This window comes from Pelagerythrobacter rhizovicinus, assembly GCF_004135625.1.
Lineage (GTDB): Bacteria > Pseudomonadota > Alphaproteobacteria > Sphingomonadales > Sphingomonadaceae > Pelagerythrobacter > Pelagerythrobacter rhizovicinus.
The window spans coordinates 1,436,591-1,454,295 of record NZ_SDPV01000001.1; the positions used below are offsets into that span (position 1 = coordinate 1,436,591).

The 17,705-nt window shown below is 64.2% G+C and carries 13 protein-coding genes; 9 read left to right on the plus strand and 4 right to left on the minus strand.

From position 1 onward, the window contains the following. Positions 1-224: 224 nt before the first annotated feature. The 9 genes from ETX26_RS06875 (at position 225) to ETX26_RS06915 (ending at position 12,656) form a co-directional block, all read left to right on the plus strand. Positions 225-1,739, plus strand: coding sequence for a class I adenylate-forming enzyme family protein (locus tag ETX26_RS06875; RefSeq protein WP_129523874.1), 1,515 nt, complete (start codon positions 225-227; stop codon positions 1,737-1,739). Beyond that, on the plus strand, positions 1,736-2,506 hold the full coding sequence (locus ETX26_RS06880) for a crotonase/enoyl-CoA hydratase family protein (RefSeq protein WP_129523875.1): 771 nt from the start codon (positions 1,736-1,738) through the stop codon (positions 2,504-2,506). Before ETX26_RS06875 ends, ETX26_RS06880 begins: the two co-directional genes overlap by 4 nt. Positions 2,507-2,772: 266 nt before the next feature. Beyond that, positions 2,773-3,333, plus strand: a complete 561-nt coding sequence (locus tag ETX26_RS06885) for an RNA polymerase sigma factor (RefSeq protein ID WP_129523876.1) — start codon at positions 2,773-2,775, stop codon at positions 3,331-3,333. 5 nt (positions 3,334-3,338) lie between these two features. Next, on the plus strand, positions 3,339-4,373 hold the full coding sequence (locus tag ETX26_RS06890; protein ID WP_129523877.1) for a FecR family protein: 1,035 nt from the start codon (positions 3,339-3,341) through the stop codon (positions 4,371-4,373). Positions 4,374-4,523: 150 nt separating this feature from the next. Further along, on the plus strand, positions 4,524-7,565 hold the full coding sequence (locus tag ETX26_RS06895; RefSeq protein WP_165271712.1) for a TonB-dependent receptor: 3,042 nt from the start codon (positions 4,524-4,526) through the stop codon (positions 7,563-7,565). Between the two features lie 74 nt (positions 7,566-7,639). Then, positions 7,640-8,830 (plus strand): Sb-PDE family phosphodiesterase, encoded by a 1,191-nt coding sequence (locus ETX26_RS06900; RefSeq protein WP_165271713.1) that lies wholly within the window; start codon positions 7,640-7,642, stop codon positions 8,828-8,830. Positions 8,831-9,331: 501 nt separating this feature from the next. Continuing rightward, positions 9,332-11,047, plus strand: a complete 1,716-nt coding sequence (gene ggt, locus ETX26_RS06905; protein WP_129523880.1) for a gamma-glutamyltransferase — start codon at positions 9,332-9,334, stop codon at positions 11,045-11,047. Beyond that, entirely contained in the window at positions 10,978-12,291 is a 1,314-nt protein-coding gene (locus ETX26_RS06910) for an FAD-dependent oxidoreductase (protein WP_263853374.1), read from the plus strand. The genes ggt (ETX26_RS06905) and ETX26_RS06910 overlap by 70 nt, the downstream gene beginning before the upstream one ends. Next, on the plus strand, positions 12,288-12,656 hold the full coding sequence (locus ETX26_RS06915; protein WP_129523882.1) for a RidA family protein: 369 nt from the start codon (positions 12,288-12,290) through the stop codon (positions 12,654-12,656). The genes ETX26_RS06910 and ETX26_RS06915 overlap by 4 nt, the downstream gene beginning before the upstream one ends. Before the next feature lie 18 nt (positions 12,657-12,674). Here the strand turns inward: ETX26_RS06915 and ggt (ETX26_RS06920) are convergent, their stop codons facing one another. The 4 genes from ggt (ETX26_RS06920) to ETX26_RS06935 are packed head-to-tail and all read right to left on the minus strand — an operon-like array spanning position 12,675 to position 17,688. Beyond that, positions 12,675-14,420 (minus strand): gamma-glutamyltransferase, encoded by a 1,746-nt coding sequence (gene ggt, locus ETX26_RS06920; protein ID WP_129523883.1) that lies wholly within the window; start codon positions 14,418-14,420, stop codon positions 12,675-12,677. A gap of 13 nt (positions 14,421-14,433) precedes the next feature. Beyond that, positions 14,434-14,844 (minus strand): VOC family protein, encoded by a 411-nt coding sequence (locus tag ETX26_RS06925; protein ID WP_129523884.1) that lies wholly within the window; start codon positions 14,842-14,844, stop codon positions 14,434-14,436. 13 nt (positions 14,845-14,857) lie between these two features. Continuing rightward, positions 14,858-16,114: a dicarboxylate/amino acid:cation symporter gene (locus ETX26_RS06930; protein WP_129523885.1), complete on the minus strand. Its 1,257-nt coding sequence runs from the start codon at positions 16,112-16,114 to the stop codon at positions 14,858-14,860. After that, on the minus strand, positions 16,111-17,688 hold the full coding sequence (locus ETX26_RS06935; protein WP_129524194.1) for an N-acyl-D-amino-acid deacylase family protein: 1,578 nt from the start codon (positions 17,686-17,688) through the stop codon (positions 16,111-16,113). Before ETX26_RS06935 ends, ETX26_RS06930 begins: the two co-directional genes overlap by 4 nt. Between the last annotated feature and the right edge of the window lie 17 nt (positions 17,689-17,705).

Below are 17,705 nucleotides of genomic sequence, written 5' to 3' on the forward strand. Positions count from 1 at the left end.
CGAAACGCCGCACCACCGCTGGGTGACGAAATGCTTCCGGTGTGGCGTCTAGTCCGGTTGGCGTACTGCGTTTTCCATCGCAGATGTGAGTTGAGACAGCCCCATCCGATCAACTATCGGATCGTTCGCCCCCGGACAGGCGCAGCACGACCGGCAAAGGCTCCGTGAGGGCTGTTTTCCCGCCGCGGCGAGCGCTAGACCTCTCCAGCACGGGAGAGGTTTGCATGGTTCTGACGGTTGACCTTGTACGGCGTGGTGCGCTCCGGTGGGGCGAAGCCACCGCGGTCCAATGCGGGGATCACCGCTTGAGCTTCAGGCAGGTGGATCGTCTTGCAAACCGGTTCGCCAATGCGCTGGCCGGGCATGGCCTTGCACCGCAAGACCGCGTGGCGCTGCTCGTCGACAACGGACCGCTTTCGATTCCGATCGACTTCGGTTGCCTCAAGGCGCGGGCAGTTCGCGTGCCGCTCAACACGCGCCTGTCCGACAGTGAACATCGTGCGATGATCGAGCAGACGCGGCCAAAGCTCCTCGTCGCCAGTGCAGGACTGAGCGAGCGTGGCCGGTCGCTGGCATCGTATCTGGGCATGCAGGTCCTCTGCCTGAACGACGACAGCGCGGAGGAACCGGGTTGGCTTGCGGCGGCGTCGGATGCGGATCCCTTCCTCCCCACTCCGCCCGAGGACATTGTCCTCGCGCTGTTCACCTCGGGAACGACGGGAACGCTCAAGGCCGCACAACACAGCCAGGCGAGTTATGCCGCCATTTGTGCGAACATCCTTGCGAACCTCTCTTCGCCAAGGCGCGGCGACGGAATGATTCACGCCGCCTCGCTGATCCATGCGAGCGGTACGTTCGTCCTCCCCTTCTGGCTCAGGGGTGGACGCTCGATCGTGCTCGAGGGCTTCGATCCCGCGACTTATCTGGACGAGATCAGAGCTCATGAAGCCACGCACGCGAACCTCGTCCCGACCATGCTGCAGATGCTGCTCGACAGCACCCATGACAGCGACGTCGGTGCGCTCAGAAGCATCATCTACGGCGCCTCTCCGATGCCGCGGCCGGTGATCGAGGAGGCTCTGGAGCGGTGGGGGCCCATCTTCACCCAGTACTACGGCCAGACGGAGGCGCCGCTCGCCCTCGCAGTCCTCGCAGCCGACGATCACGTCGGAGCCGACGCGCCCCTTGCGGCGTGTGGTCAGGTATCGATCGACGTCGCCCTCGACCTGGTGGATGAGAGCGGCGAGCCCGTCGCTCCCGGGGAGATAGGCGAGATCGCCGTGGCCGGGCCCATGGTTCATGTCGGCTATCTCGATGCGCCAGAGCTCGACCGGGAAACGCAATTGGAAGACGGTTTCATCCGCACGCGCGACATGGCCCGGTTCGACGAACGCGGCTTTCTCCATCTCGTCGATCGGACCAGCGATATGATCGTTACCGGCGGATACAACGTCTACCCGCGTGAAGTGGAAGACGTGCTGCTTACCCATCCCGGCATCGCCGAGTGCGCGGTGGTCGGTGCGCCCGATCCGAAATGGGTCGAGACCGTCTGCGCTGTCATCGTGCCCGCATCGGGCACCGACCTGACGCAGCAGGAGATCGACGGCTTCGTCCGGCAGCGACTGGCCGCACACAAAGTGCCGAGGCGGATCGAGTGGGCTCAATCGCTGCCGAAAAGCGCCGTGGGCAAGATCCTGCGCCGCGAACTGCGTGACCGTTTCCGGAGTGAGGCGCGATGAGCGGCACCGTGCAAAGCGAACGGCTGGGACCGGTGACAATCGTGACCATCGACCGGCCCGAGCGGCGCAATGCAGTGGACCGTGACACGGCCGCAGCACTTGCCGCCGCCTTCCGCGCCTTCGACAGCGAGGACGAGGCAGCCGTTGCCGTGCTGACGGGCGCCGGGGGCACCTTCTGCGCGGGCGCCGACCTGCGCAGCTTCGCGGAAGGGCGCGGCAATCGTGTGGAACCCGGCGGGGACGGACCCATGGGGCCGACCCGCATGATGTTGTCGAAGCCGGTGATCGCGGCGGTCGCGGGCCATGCAGTGGCCGGCGGCCTGGAACTTGCCTGCTGGTGCGATCTCAGAGTCGTGGAGGAGGACGCTATATTCGGTGTGTTCTGCCGCCGCTGGGGCGTACCGCTGATCGACGGTGGTACAGTGCGTCTGCCCCGTATCGTCGGACGAGGCCGGGCGCTCGACATGATCCTTACCGGGCGGCCCGTGGGCGCGCAAGAAGCTATGGAAATGGGCCTGGCCAATCGGGTAGTAGCGAAAGGTGCCGCCTTGGATGCGGCGATCGCCCTCGCGCAAGACATCGCGCGCTTCCCGCAGGCCACGCTGCGATCCGACCGCCGCTCGGTGTACGACGGCGAAACCATGCCGCCCGACGCCGCGATTGCCGCAGAATTCGCGCGAGGAGCGACGAACCTGGAGGAAGGCCGAACCGGCGCGGCGCGGTTTGCAGCAGGACGTGGGCGCGCAGGCGATTTCGAGGACATCTGAGTCTGAGAGGCCATGCGCACGCGCCTCTGGGAGTCCGGTGCTTCGCGACGGCAACCTATGGAACCGGGCGGTCACCCGCCTAGCCGTCCACAGTGGACTGATGTCCGTTGAGGTGCAGGCGCTGCGTCCGCTTCCCTAGCTCAGCCGTCCCGACATGTGTGCTGATGTCATCAAGGCGTCACGGAGTTGCCCGTAGGGGCGCTCCGGAAACTCCTTTCGCCGAGTCGGCGCAGGGCTAGTCGCAGGAGCGTGAAAGAGCCCCTTTCATGGACGGCAAGCGTGACACCATCGCTGCCTGGGTAGCGAGGGAAATCCTGCCCCATGAACAGGCGGTCCATGCCTGGCTGTCGCGGCGGTGGCGCGGTGCGATCGACCCCGACGACGTGATTCAGGAAGCCTACTGCCGGATCTCCAATCTCGGCTCGGTCGACCACATCGAGAATCCCGTAGGCTACTTCCGGCGAACGGTTCATGCGGTCGCGACGGACACGATGCGCCGTGCGGGCGTGATTAATTTCACTTCGATGACCGAAATGGAGTGGCTGGACGTCAGGGATAATGAGCCGCTGGCAGATCGGACGATCGAGGCGGATCAGGAACTCAGGCGCGTGGACGCCCTGCTTGGCGAGCTCGGCGAGGTCTGCCGCGAGGCCATCAGGCTGCGGCGGATCGAAGGATTATCGCAGCGGGAGACAGCCCGGCGTCTGGGCGTAAGCGAGGACGTGGTGCGCAATCACCTCGTCCGGGGGGTGAAGCGGGTGCTGCGAGCCATGGCCGATCAGGATGCTGATGGAAGCGAAGCGCAAAGAGAGCGGGCGAAAGGTTGAAGTGATTGGCGATTTCCCGCTCCCTTGAATCGGTCGCGGACCAGGCTGCGGAATGGGCGGTGCTTGCCGAGTTCGGCGAGATGACGCCCGCGCGCCAGGCCGCACTGGATAGCTGGCTGGCAGCGGACCGTCGGCACCGCGGTGCATTCCTGCGCGCCCGCGCGGCCTTCTACGCGGTGGAAGATGCAACGCTGAAGACGAACGCGGCCGCAAGTCAGCCCCAGTGCGTCGCGGTTGCTTCGGACAACGACAATCGAGATGAAGAGTGCGCTGCCGCGGCGGAGCTCCCGCGGAACGGCACCCCCCTCAGCCGCAAAGTCGTTGCCGGAGGCGCCGCGCTTGCCGCTTCGATCGCGCTGGTGGTGAGCATGCCGGGCCTGTTGTTCTTCGATGACATCACCCCCGCCCCGGCTCCGGCTGCGGCCCTGCAGGCCATCGCCCTCGAAGACGGTTCCGTCGCCACCCTGGGCGAGGGCGCAAGAATCGAGGTCGCCCTCTCGTCCGATCGGCGCAGGGTCATGCTGCTCAGCGGTGAAGCCACTTTCCAAGTCGCTCCCGAGAAGTCGAGGCCCTTCGTAGTCCAGTCGGGCGATGTCTATGCCCAGGCGACCGGCACCATCTATTCTGTGCGGCGGGTCGGCACGGCAGGCGGTACCGTCAAGGTCACCGAAGGCAGTGTCCTCGTCTGGCAGCGCGAAGAACGCGATCAGGCGGTCCTGCTTCATGCCGGCGGCGAACTCACTCTCAAGCCCGCTCCGCGATTGCCGGCTCCGGCGCAAACGCTGCCCACTTCCCCCACTCCACCACTTCCGGAACTGGCGCAGTTCTCGTTCGACGACGTGGCAATCGCCTCCGCCGTCGCGCGATTCAACCGCGTCAACAGCACCAGGATCGTCGTCGCGGATCCGGCGATCGGCGACACCCGCATCGACGGCCTATTCGAAGCCGACAAGCCCGAACAGTTCGCGCAAGCCGCTGCCGCAGTAGTCGGTGGAGAAGTCGAGTATCGCACTGACACTATCGTAATAAAAATGAAATAGAACTAAGAGGTGATACTTTTATCCCTCGCCCCCTGACCGAAATATCTTCAAGCCTCGTCAATGGCATTGAGGACATAAAACACAGGGGTGATCCTAATGCCGCTTTTCTTCTCTCGATCGACTGCACTGCTGGCATCCGCTGCCGCCGCCGTGGCTTACCTGCCAGCCGCGGCGCACGCGCAAACCCGCTCATTCAGCATTCCGGCGCAATCGGCATCAACCGGCATTCGCACTTTCGCCCAGCAGGCGGGGGTGCAGGTCATCGCGGCAAGCCGGGATACCGAAGGTCGCACCACCAACGCCGTCCAGGGCGAACTCGATATCCGCGCGGCGCTCGACCAGCTTCTGGCCGGAACGGACCTGACCGTCCGCTCCTTCAACGGCAAGGTCGCCATTCTGGGCGCGCTGCCGGACCAGGCGACTACCGAAGCAGCGGAAGCAATCGTCGTGACGGGATCGCGGATCGGGCGGCCCGAACTGGAATCCGCGATGCCGATCAGCGTGCTGTCGTTCGACGAAGCCGCCGCCGTCGGTCGGACGGACGCCTACGACGTGCTGCGGCGCTCGCCGGTCATCTCCGCCGGCAACGGCATGTATGAGGAGCATTACCGATCAGCCGATATCGGGCTTGCCGCAATCAATCTGCGCAACATGGGCACGAACCGCAGCCTGACCTTGGTCGATGGGCGGCGGCGCGTATCCGGGACGGCCGCCTCCTCGGCTGTCGATATCAACATGATCCCGCCCGCCATGATCGATCGGATCGAAGTGGTGACCGGGGGCGCTGCAGCGATTTACGGAGCCGATGCCGTAACGGGCGCAGTGAACATCATCACCAGAACGGATATTGAAGGGTTCAATGTCGACGCCTACCAGGGAATCTCCAAGTACGGCGACGCCCCGGAGACCGTCGTCTCGCTGGCGACCGGCGGCGAATTCGATAACGGCCGAGGCTCGTTCTCCTTCGGCGGCTCCTACCGCCGCGCCGATTTCGTGGCGAAAAAGGACCGCCCGTTCACCCAGAACAGGCTGTTCTACCTCCCGAACCCCGACAACACAGGTCCCAGCGACGGAATCCCCGACAATGGGCTGAACAGGAACTACTTCTCGTTCTTCACCGGCGACAAGCCGGGGTTCTACATACCCGACAACCAGACGTTCTACTGGTACGCGGACGGCGAGCTCAAAATCGCGCAGTACGACAAGAACTGGGGCCCGCCGGGCGAGTTCTCCAATGGCGAGGGCGCCAATGATCCCTCGATGCGGAACTTCGAGCAGTTCGAGCCGCTGCGCAACGCTCAGGAATCCTACAGCTTCATTGCCGATGTCGATTACGAGATCGCCGACGGCATAACCTACAACGCGCGCCTCGATTACGGGCGCACCCTCGCCGACGGTGCAGACAATTATTACCGCGAGGACTCTCGCGCGATATTCAACCTCGGACACGGCAGTGCGGTCGCGCGGCTCGACAACCCTTACATGCCGGCCAATGTACGGGACCTGCTGACGAGCTTTGATCTCGATTCAATCCATATCGACCGCTTCTATGTGAACTTTCCGATGATCGGGAACCACCACGATCGCGAGAGTCTCACGGTCTACCAGGACCTGTCGGGGACGATCGGCAGTTCACTCAACTGGGGCATCTTCTATCAGTACGGCCGCACGACGGACGATATCACCATCACCAACGTCCCGCGCTCGTCACGTTGGCTTGCCGCAAGCGATGTCGTGGCGAACCCCGTCACCGGCACGCCCGAATGTCGTGATGCCGAAGCACGGGCAGCCGGCTGCGTACCGTACGACATCTTCAGCTATCGCACACCCCTCACCGCGGAGCAGACCGCGTGGATCCTCTACGATCGCCATAGCCGGCGCGACAACGATCAGCAGATCGTCGGCGCGGGCCTGAACGGCACACTGATTAACCTTCCGGCCGGCGATCTGTCCTTCGCGCTCGGCGCCGAGCATCGCCGGGAATCCGCGACGACCACTGAGGATCCGCTGGCGCTGAGCGGCGAAGTCGCCAACGGCGCCACGATCACCGCGCAGCAGCCGATCGATGCCTCGATGAACGTCACTGAAGCCTATGGAGAACTGGTCATCCCGATCGTCAGGGACAGGCCGTTTTTTCGCCGGCTCGAGGTGGAAGGGGCCTACCGCTACTCCGACTACAGCTCGTTCGGGTCGACCCACACCTGGAAAGTGGGCGGCACCTGGTCGCCCGTCGACGGGGTGACGATACGCGGTGTTCGCTCGCGAAGCGTCCGCGCGCCGAACTTCGGTGAGCTCTATGCGCCGATCTCGGTCGGAGTCAGCAGTTCGTTCAATGACCCGTGCCTCAAATCCAACTACAACCTGACGCCGACCCGCGCCGCCAACTGCGCCGCATTGGGCGTCCCGCCTCTCGACTTCTACTTCGACGGGATCGAGATCATCTCGGGTGGCAACCCCGACCTCGAGCCCGAGACTTCGAACAGCACGACCATAGGCTTGGTCCTGCAGCCACGGTTCATCCGCGGCTTCGACCTGACGGTGGATTACTGGGATATCCGCATCGAGAACATCATCACGTCCTATTCCGCGCTGCAGATGGCGCAGTTCTGCGTCGACCTGCCCGACATCGACAACTTGTTCTGCGGTAACATGAAGCGCGGCGCGGACGGCATTCCGGAGACGATCTCGACGCAGTTGGTCAATGCCGCGAGCATGGAAGCCCGAGGCGTCGACGTCGGCCTCAACTACGGCTTTCCGCTCGGCGCCGGCGACCTCGACCTGAACTTCGTGGGCAGCATTCTGCTCGAGCGCGAAACGCAGGCTATTCCGGAGATGACCTCGAGCATCGTCAAATACGCCGGCGGGTACACGGACCCGCGGTTCCGCGGATCGCTGCTGATCAACTACACGATCGACGATTTCACCCTGTCGGCCGATACGCGCTTCATCAGCGCCTCGAAGTACGATCCCAACGTCGGGGAGGAGTACTATGAGATCAATGACGTGCCCGCGAAGGTCTACAACGACCTCGCAGTCTCTTATGCGATCGACGACGGAATGCGGATCGGCGCCGGAGTGAAGAACGTGTTCAACGTCTTCCCGCCCGCCCTGCCGGGTCTCTACGCCGGTGGAGGTGGACGATACGACACCATGGGCCGCTACTTCTTCACCAGAGTCGGTTTCAAGTTCTGACCGATAGACATTTAGCGATGACAGGGCCGGAGCGGGGCAGGCCCCGCTCCGTCCCTCTTTCGACGAGTGATCCCATGAAAAGATGTGCAACTCTTCTTGCCGCCCTGCTGGGGGCCGCCGCTGCCCAGGCGCAGGAGAACCGGGAGATCAGCTTTCCCGACACGGAGGAAGGGCTGCACGTCCTGTCGGTCGACACCCACGTGCACACTGCTTTCAGCGATGGCGGGGCCTGGCCCGACGTGCGGGTGCTGGAGGCGATCAGGGACGGCCTCGATGCTCTCGCAATTACCGATCACATCGACACGCAGGCGCACCGAGAGGACATTCCGCACCCCGACCGGAACCGGTCCTTCGATCTCGCCCGTCAGGCGGCCGAGCGCATCGGGACTCCCATGACCGTCATCAAGGGGGCCGAGATTGCCCACCCCACCACAGAATGCATCGAGTGCAGCCACGTCAATGCGCTCTTCGTGACCGACAACAATGTCCTTCGCCATCGAGGGTGGAACGACCGCCTCGGCTGGAAGACAGAGGCTCCCCTCCCCGACGCGTTCGCCTCTGTTCGGGCGGCAAGGGAGCTCGGCGCATTCATCATCTGGAACCATCCGGGGGAGGAAAGTCCGGTCAAGATGAGCGAGTTCAACCGGCAGCTGTTCGAAGCGGAACTGGTCGATGGAATCGAAGTGGTGAACGGGCCGCGATACTGGGAGGGTGCATTCCAGTTCGCGCTCGACAACGATCTGGCGATCGTCGGCGCCTCCGACATCCATGATACGATGGACAACATGCTGAAGGGCGAGGCGCTCTATCAGGCATTGGGCGAGCCGATGGAGCAGCGCCCCGCAACGCTCGTGCTGGCAGCCGAAAAGAGCGAAACCGCGATCGCCGACGCGTTCGAGGCCCGCCGTACGGCAGCCCTGTACCGTCACACGCTGATCGGTCGCGAACGGGAGGTGCGGCCGATCGTCGAAGCAGCGCTATCGCTCGAGATCGTCGGCCCCGAAGTGAACGGCCCCAAAGTGAGGGCGCCAGGAGATCCGGTCAAAGTCGTGATCCGCAACAAGGCATCGTCGCCTTTCGCCTTGCGGCGGAAGGGCACGGACCAAATCCTGACGGCAGGACCGATCATCGAGGTTCCGGCAAGTGGCGAGACTTCAATCTGGCTGCTGCCAGGTACCGATACCAGCGCGTTGTCGCTCGAATTCGAAGTTCTGAACGCACTGATCGCCCCCCGACGCACTCTGCATGTCACCTTGGAGGTTTGACGAGAGTACACGCCGGGTATGCTGGAATCTCAGCAGGGCGTCAGGGCGCAGCCGGTTGAACACCACATCAATCGAGGTTGAAGGGAAGGTCAGATCTGCAAGTTTGCTCGAAGCGTCGTCCGCTTCCAAGATGAAAGCGCCCTCTCAGCACGTCGGCACCGGATGTCCGATCTCTCCGGAGTTCGCATCGTCGAAGGGGCTGGTCGCGACCGTGCTCGGAACTCGGCTGCGCGATTCCGATGTCTGTCCCTGCCGGGCCCGAGCGGAGGAGGGCCTTGTGCGGCCGGTGTCGATCTCGCGATGCTGCCAGCTTCGGTCGATCTGCAGACGCTTGGGATCGCGTGCATGGATCTTGGCCACAGTGCTTCGATAACCTGCGTCTATAGGGCGGAGAACGGTCTCTCATAGGTTCGCGGCAAGCTCGATCGCTACTGATGGGGTGAACTCAAAGCGGGCACCCCATTGATCAGACATCATTTTGCTTCCCGGTCCACGCGCCACGTGCAGCGCCTGATTTTGGCTGTCGCTCTGGCGGCGACCTCGGCCTCCTGCGCGCAATCCGTTCATGTCGAACCGCACATTGGCGCTCCAAGGGAGGCCGTTGTCGTCGCCGCACATCCGGAAGCCACGCACGCCGGCCTGGAGATCATTGCTCGAGGGGGCAATGCGATCGATGCGGCAATCGCCGTTCAGAGTATGCTCGGCCTCGTGGAGCCGCAAAGTTCGGGCATAGGGGGCGGCGCATTCCTGCTCTACTATGATGCCGCAAGCGGCAAGATGTCCGCTTACAACGGGCGCGAGAAGGCACCCGCCAGCGCAGTACCCGATATGCTCCTTGGCCGCGACGGCACGCCCCTGCCGCGCAGCGAGGCGATGCTCGGGGGTCGCGCTACCGGTGTGCCCGGCGTGCTGGCGATGCTCGGACAGGCACATGCCGATCATGGTAGATTGCCGTGGGCAAGTGCGTTCGAAGGCACGATCGCGCTCGCGCGCCAAGGCTACCCTCTCACGGGCCGCACTGCGAGATATATCCGCGGCCCCTACCCCCAGTCGAGCGCCGACGATGTTCGCGAAGCTTTCCGTGGCAGCGGCGGCGAGTTGCTCGGCGAAGGCGCCCACTATGCGAATCCGGTATATGCCGAGACGTTGCGGCTGATTGCTGAGAACGGCCCTTCGTTCTTTTACGACAGCGACGAGATCGCCGCTCCTCTGGTCGCTCGCACTCGTGCAGCGCCCCTGCCCGGAGGAATGACCCGCCAAGACCTGCTCGATTATCGCGCCGAGCGCGACGAGCCGCTGTGCCGACCGTACAGAGTCTATCTGGTCTGCGTTCCCCCACCGCCGTCGAGCGGGGTTGCGGTCTTGCAGATCCTCGGCATTCTCGAAGGTACGGACGTCGCCGCCCTGGGTCCGAACCATCCGCAGTCTTGGTTCCTGTTCGCGGAAGCGAGCAAGCTCGCCTACGCTGATCGGGATCGGTACGTCGGGGATCCGAACTTCGTCCGGGTTCCGGTCGACGAGATGCTCGACCCGATCTACCTCGCGAGCCGCCGCGCCATGATCGGGGAAATCGCCATGCCGGTTCCGCAGGCAGGCGAACTCATGCTCGACGCGCCCGGGACGGATTCCACGCGTGAGCCGGGCGGCACCTCGCATTTCGTGATTGCCGACACCGAAGGAAATGTCCTTTCGATGACGACAACCATCGAATCCTATTTTGGCTCGGGCCGCACCGCTGCCGGGTTCTTCCTCAACAACCAATTGACGGACTTTGCTTTCTCACCCGTAGACGACGACGGACGGCCCGCAGCGAACGCGGTGGCCGGCAGAAAGCGTCCCCGATCCTCCATGTCGCCGACGATCGTGCTCGATCGCGAGGGAAAAGTGGTAGCCGCACTCGGCTCGCCCGGCGGGAACGCGATCGTCGCCTATGTCGCCAAGACGATCGTTGGAATGATCGATTGGAAGCTCTCGCCGACAGAAGCGATCGCTCTGCCCAACATCGTTGCGCGTGGTGATTCCGTCCGTGGCGAAGCGTCGAAGCTGCCGCCTTCTGTTCGTCAAAGCCTCGCAGCGCGGGGTATAGACGTCCGTCCGGGAAGCGGCGAGGAATCCGGGCTTCACGCCATCTTCGCCAGCGGGAGCGGATTCGTCGGGGGCGCGGACCCACGTCGCGACGGAACGGTCGGGACTTTCAGCGCGACATCCGAACGATGAGACCTCCAGCGACTGCTATCATCGTGGGCGCAGGCGTCGTGGGAGTCTCGACTGCCTACGCCCTCGCCCGGCGCGGGGTCGAAGTGACGCTGGTCGAGCGGCATGGCGAGCCCGCGATGGAGACCTCGCGCGCAAACGGAGCTCAGCTCAGCTATCTTTATACAGATGCGCTGGCCAGCCCCGGCTTGCTGACGCAGTTGCCTCGACTGGCGCTCGGACTGGTTCCGGCCTTCCGCATGCGTGCGCGCCTCGATCCCGGCTATCTCAGGTGGATTGCCGCCTTTCTGGCCAACTGCACGCAGAAGCGGTTCCGCAGCAACACGCTCGGCGTTCTTCTACTGGCGCTGGAATCGCGCGCGGCGATGGACGAACTGATCGACCTCCATCGGCTCGACTTCGGCTACCGCAAGGCCGGCAAGATGCACGTCTACCGTTCCGAACGGAGCTGGAAGGCCGCCCAGGCGGTCGCTGCGATGAAGGCTGGGCCCGGCGTGGCGCAGGTAGTGCTCTCGCCAGCGGAGGCCGTGACGAGGGAGCCGGCGCTAGAGTGGTCCGCACCCGGCATAAGAGGTGTGCTCTATTCGCCGGACGAAGCGGTCGGCGATCCGCATCGGTTCGCTCATGCGATGCGCGACCTCTTGGTCGGTCGCTACGGGGTCAAGTGCGCATTCCGACAGACGGTCGAACGCCTGCACATCGATACAGACAAGGCGGTTGCCATGTGCGCTGACGGCGCGGAAATGGTGGCCGATATCGTGATCGACTGTTCGGGCGCCGATGGGGGCAAGTTGCTGCGCCAGCTCGGAATCGTCCTTCCGATCATGCCCATGAAGGGCTACTCGTTCACGGCCTCGGCAACAGCCGCTTCCCCTTCGATCAGCATCACCGACGTCGACGCCCGTATTGTCTTCACACGGCTGCGCGAGCGCGTTCGCGTTGCAGGTCTCGCCGACCTCGGGAACGCGGACCGGGCGGTCGACCCACAAAGGCTGGAGGCACTGCTCGCAGGCGCACGCGAATCGATGCCGAAGGGCGCTGCATTCGAGCGGGCGGAGGCCTTCTGGGCCGGGCTTCGGCCAATGACTCCCGACGCACAGCCACGGATTGCGCGGCCGCACCCGCGCCTCGCTTACAATCTCGGCCATGGCGTTCTCGGCTGGACTCTCGCGATGGGTTCGGCCGAGCGTTTGGCACGTCTCCTTGTTCCAGAGCATCAGGCTCTATCAACGAAGGAAGAATTATGAGCACAGATGCTTCGAAACCCGGGATCCCGCTGAGCAGGACGCGCCGGGCCGGCGCGCTCCTCTTTCTGTCGGGACAACTCCCGCGCACACCCGAAGGTGGGATGTGCAACGGTCCCATCGAGGAGCAGACCAGACAGGCGATTGCGAACATGCGGTCCTTGCTGCATGCCGAAGGCCTCGACCTTGCCGACGTAGTGAAGACAACCGTTTGGCTGACTTCGGCCGAGCACATGGCGGGAATGAACGCTGTCTACGCGGAGCTCTTCACGCGCCCGTATCCGACCAGATCGACTGTCGTGTCGGGCCTCGTCGCCGAAGCTGACATCGAAATCGAGGCCGTGGCCTTCGATCCTCAGGCGGTCTGAGGCGCCCTCACTCCCGATTTACTCGGCAAACGCGCGCAGGTTGCTCACGCCAACCGCGGCGGCGCCGGGCCTGCGCGGATCGGCGGCGCCGAGAATCTTGCCGTTTTCGAGCATGATGGTTTGGGCGCTGCCGATCGTATCGCGCACCTCGATTTCATGCCCGAGGGATTCCAGGACACGCAGGGAATCGATGTTGAAGCCAGGCTCCAGCTCGAGCTCCGAAGGCTTCCAGTTCTGGTGCATGCGCGGAGCGAAGGTCGCCTCGGCAATGTTCATGTCGTGATCCACGACGTTGAGGATGATCTGCAGCACCGTGTTGATGATCGTGCTGCCGCCAGGTGATCCGACCACCATGTATGGTTTGCCCTCGCGGAATACGATCGTGGGGGTCATGCTCGAAAGCATCCGCTTGCCCGGCTCGATCTTGTTCATCTCGCTGTTCGAGAACGTCGCGCCGGGTACGTTCACCCGCAGCGAGAAATTCTTGATCTGGTTGTCGAGCAAGAAGCCCGCGCCTTCCACCAGCGCACCGGACCCGAACGACGAGCCGAGGGTGTAGGTGTTGGAGACGACGTTGCCCTGCTTGTCTACGACGGAGAAGTGCGTGGTGTCGGGGCTTTCCCCGGCGAACGGGTCGAAAGGCGAGATCATCTCGGGCGGAGTACTGCGTTCGCGCGAGATGAGCCTGGCTCGCTCCTGAGCATAGGCTTTCGAAATGAGTGTCGAGACGGGGTTCTGCACGAAATCGGGATCGCCCATCGACTTTCGGCGATCGGCGTAGGCAAGCTTCATTGTCTCCGAAAGGATGTGCACGGTCGAGGCGCTGTTGTGCCCCATCTCGCGCAAGTTGAATCGCTCAAGCATGTTGAGCATCTCGAGCAATGCGACGCCGCCCGAACTGGCCGGCGGCATCGTCACCACCTGCAGGCCGCGATAGTCGGTCGCGATGGGCTCGCGTAACTTGGCTTCGTAGGCGGCAAGGTCGCTTGCCGCGATCAGGCCGCCTTGTGCTTCCATGTCCGCGACGATCCGCTTCGCGATCTCGCCGCGGTAGAAATCGTCGGCGCCGGCGGTGGCAATGCGCTCGAGCGTCCAGGCAAGCTCCGGCTGCCGGAGTTTCTCGCCGAACACGTACGGTGAGCCGTCGGGCTTGAAGAACGTCGCCATCGCCGCATCAGAGCTCTCCAGTCGCTTCCGACCCCAGCGCAGCGCCTCGGACAGGTCGCGAGTCACCACGATCCCGTCGCGGGCGATCTCGACCGCCGGGCGCACTACCCTTTCCCACGGCAGCGACCCCCACCGCTCGTGTGCGAGCTTCAAGCCGGCGACGGTCCCCGGAACGGCGGCCGCCATGTGGCCATAGTCGGCGTTGTCCTTACGACGGCCCTTGCGATCGAGGAACAGCTTGGCCTCGGCCGCCGCCGGCGCCGCCGAGCGATAGTCGATCGCGACGGTGCGGTTCTCGCTCGCAAGGTAGACGAGCATGAACCCGCCGCCGCCGAGATTGCCGGCGCGCGGCAGGGTCACCGCGAGCGCGAATCCGGTCGCCACCGCCGCGTCAACGGCATTTCCGCCCTCGGCCATGATCTGCGCACCGATCCGGCTCGCTAGCTGGTTTTGACTTACCACCATCGCCTCGTCGTCGACGACCGGGTGGTGGATGGTATCGTAGTCGAGAAGTTGTTGCTGTCCCGCCAGCGGGACGTGCGCCATGGGGGACAGGCACAGAGCAATCACCGCGACGGCGGTGGCAAGGCGTTTCATCGGATGTCTCCCCTCAGGTTGCGAAGAGTTGGGCCATGTCCCGGAAGGTCTTGAACTCCAGCGCGGTGCCGGCCGGCTCACGGACAAAGAAGGTGCCTTGCTCGCCGGGCTTGCCGGCAAAGCGCACGTAGGGCTCGATCAGGAACTCGACCCCGCGATCACGTAAGCGTCGGGCGAGGTTCTCCCATTCGTCCCACTCGAGCACCACACCGAAATGGAACGCCGGCACGGCATGGCCGTCGACCGGGTTGGTCGGTGCGCCCTCGCCAGCATCGACGAGGTGGGCGGTAACCTGGTGGCCGAACAGGTCGAAATCGACCCAGCGGCTCGCTTCGCGTCCGATCCGTGCGCCGATCACATCGATCATGAAGGCGCGCGTCGCCGTCAGGTCGACGGTCGGAAAGGCGAGATGGAACGGCTGCATGATCGAAGGCTCCTTACTCGGTGGGCAGGGCCATGTAGGTCTCGCGGTCGATTTCGCCTTCCCACACGGCTACCACCGTCGCGACCGCGAGATCGCCGGTAACGTTCGCCACGGTGCGCATCATGTCCAGAATGCGGTCGAACGGCAGGATAAAGCCGACTACGATCGCCGTCTGCGCCGCACTCATGCCAATGACGTCGAGCACGGCGGCCATCAGAAACAGCGACGCCGATGGGACCGAGGCCGTACCTACGGAGACGAGTGTGGTCGTCAGACCGATCAACAGATAGCCGAATAGATCGAGGGGTATGCCAAACGCCTGCGCGGCGAAGATGGAGATCATCGCAACGTAGAGCGCCGTCCCGTCCATGTTGACTGTCGCACCGAGCGGCAGGACAGACGACGCAACCGGTGGCTGAATCCCGAGGTTGTGCTCGGCTGCCGACAAGCTTGCAGGGAGCGTGGCCGAACTCGACGATGTCGAATAGCCGACGAGCTGCGGCTCACGCACGCCACGGAAGAAGGGCAGCACCGGCAGACGGGCAAGGAACTTCACGATCGCGCCGTGGACCAGCAACATATGAAGGAAGCAGCCGAGATAGACAGCCACAGCCAGGAGAAAGACGTTGAGGAAGGTGCCCGGGCCCACTGTGCCCATGACCCAGGCGACGAGGGCGAACACACCGAACGGCGCGAACTCCATCACGATCCCGGTGACCTTGAGCATGGTTTCCGAACCGGCGTCGAACAGGTCCACAAGGGGTTTACCCCGCTCGGCCGCGAGAATCAGCCCGGCGCCGACCATGATCGCAAAGAAGATCACTGCCAGCACGTTGCCTTCGGCGAATGCTGCGAATGGATTTTCGGGCACGATGCCGAGCAGGCGATCCGCCAGCGAGCCGGGCTCGCCCACTGGCCTGGCTTCCGCGCCGCTCAGGTCGATTCCGTCCCCCGGTCGGAAGATGAGGGCGAGCATGATACCGATCACGATGGCGAAGAAGGTCGTGCCGAGATAGAGCGCGATCGCCTTGCCGCCGATCGAGCCGAGGCGCTTCGGGTCCTTCATGGCGGTGACACCGGCAACGAGCGTCACGAAAACGAGCGGCACGATCAGCATGCGGATCATCCGGATGAAGAGATCGCCGATCCACTTGATCTGCTCCGCTGCCTGCCCGAGCACGAGCCCGGCGAGGGCGCCGAGCACCAAGGCCGCCAGAATCCGCTTCCACAGGACGATGGCAAACCAGCGACGAGCGAGCGAGCGGATCATGGGCAGGTTCCTCGTGAAGGCTGGCGCAGCAGGACGCGCCCGGAGTGCACACCCGTAGGCCGGCCGTTCTCGATGGCCAAGCTGCCGTTGACGATGAGGTGGACGACGCCTTCCGAGAGCTCCTCTGGATTGGCATATCCAGCCCGCGGCACGAACCGCTCTGCATCAATGATGACGATGTCGGCGAACGCATCCGCTTCCAGATAGCCCCGGTTGGTCAAGCCGAGCGTGTCGGCGACCAGTCCACTGCTTCGCCTGACGAACGTAGGCAGATCGAGCTTTCCCGATGTGACGAGATCGCGATAGGCCTTGGGATAAGTCGCATACTTGCGTGGGTGGCCGGTGCTGCCGTCCGAACCGGTCATAACCCAGGGCTGCACTGCAAATGCCTCGATGTCGGACCGATCCATGTTGAAGGAGGCGACGCGCGCGTCCGAGCGTCGCAGGATCGCAATGGCAGCTTCGATCGGCTTCGACCCCATCGCCGCGGCGACTTCGGCCAGGGTCTTGCCGTCCCATCTGTCGGCATCACCGATCCCCCGTGTGATCAGAAGCGTCTCCGCCCCTCCACGACGACGAAGATTCTCCGCCATTTCCGTGCGTAGACGTGCGGCGGCCTCCGGATCGTCGAATCGTGCCCGCAGCCCCGGCATGCCACCGTCGAGCGCCCAGCGCGGGACGAGTGCATTGCTGATACGCGTGCCGGAGGCGCGCCACGGATACTGGTCCGCCGTAACTCGCTGTCCGCGAGCTCGCGCCTCGTCTACCATATCGATGATCTCGCCGCTCGAACCCCACACGTCGGGGCCAAGTGCCTTGATGTGGGCGATGTGGACTGGCGCGCCGGCCTCCCGCCCGATCGCAATCGCTTCGGCTACGGATGCCTTGAGGCCGGTCGAATAGCTGCTTTCGTCGCGCAGATGGCTATCGTAGATCGCGCCGCGTTTGCCCGCCTCGCGAGTGAGGGCGACGATTTCACCGGTTTCGGCAAACGTTTGCGGCGCGTAGTGCAGCCCGGTCGAGAATCCCAGCGCACCTTGGCAGATGGCGCGCGCGACCCGCCGCTGCATCCTGGCAAGCTCGTCAGCTGTCGGCGCGCGGTTCGTTTCGCCGAGCACTTCTTCCCTCACCGGCCCGAACCCGACCATCAGCCCCACATTCGTGCCGACGCCTGCGTTCTCGAGCCCGGCGGCTTTCTCCGCGATGTCCGGAGAGCCACCGCCGTCATTCCCGATCACCACGGTTGTTACACCCTGATGCAGGTAGGCGGGATTCTCCCGTCGGTCGGGATCGCTGGACAGGAGGTCGCCGTCGGCGTGTGTGTGCGGATCGATAAAACCGGGCATGACCAGCAATCCGGACGCATCTAGGATCCGGGCGGCATGCACTGCCCGTTCCCCGTCGGGTCCCACGTACACGATGCGGTCGTCTCGCACCGCGATGTCCGCTGTCCGCCCGGCCGCGCCCGTGCCGTCGTGAACTTCACCGCCAACGATGAGCAGGTCTGCCGCCGGCAGTTCCGCCGCCGCCGCCGAAGGAACAGCGAGCAGGGCCGCCGCCAGACGGCTCGCCATCTTGCACCGAGACTTCA

What these genes read in the sequence shown, in the direction of transcription:
- ETX26_RS06875 (WP_129523874.1), top strand. Translation starts at nt 225, where the DNA reads ATGGTTCTGACGGTTGACCTTGTACGGCGTGGTGCGCTCCGGTGGGGC.
- ETX26_RS06880 (WP_129523875.1), top strand. Translation starts at nt 1,736, where the DNA reads ATGAGCGGCACCGTGCAAAGCGAACGGCTGGGACCGGTGACAATCGTG.
- ETX26_RS06885 (WP_129523876.1), top strand. Translation starts at nt 2,773, where the DNA reads ATGGACGGCAAGCGTGACACCATCGCTGCCTGGGTAGCGAGGGAAATC.
- ETX26_RS06900 (WP_165271713.1), top strand. Translation starts at nt 7,640, where the DNA reads ATGAAAAGATGTGCAACTCTTCTTGCCGCCCTGCTGGGGGCCGCCGCT.
- ETX26_RS06915 (WP_129523882.1), top strand. Translation starts at nt 12,288, where the DNA reads ATGAGCACAGATGCTTCGAAACCCGGGATCCCGCTGAGCAGGACGCGC.
- ggt (WP_129523883.1), bottom strand. Translation starts at nt 14,420, where the DNA reads ATGAAACGCCTTGCCACCGCCGTCGCGGTGATTGCTCTGTGCCTGTCC.
- ETX26_RS06925 (WP_129523884.1), bottom strand. Translation starts at nt 14,844, where the DNA reads ATGCAGCCGTTCCATCTCGCCTTTCCGACCGTCGACCTGACGGCGACG.
- ETX26_RS06930 (WP_129523885.1), bottom strand. Translation starts at nt 16,114, where the DNA reads ATGATCCGCTCGCTCGCTCGTCGCTGGTTTGCCATCGTCCTGTGGAAG.
- ETX26_RS06935 (WP_129524194.1), bottom strand. Translation starts at nt 17,688, where the DNA reads ATGGCGAGCCGTCTGGCGGCGGCCCTGCTCGCTGTTCCTTCGGCGGCG.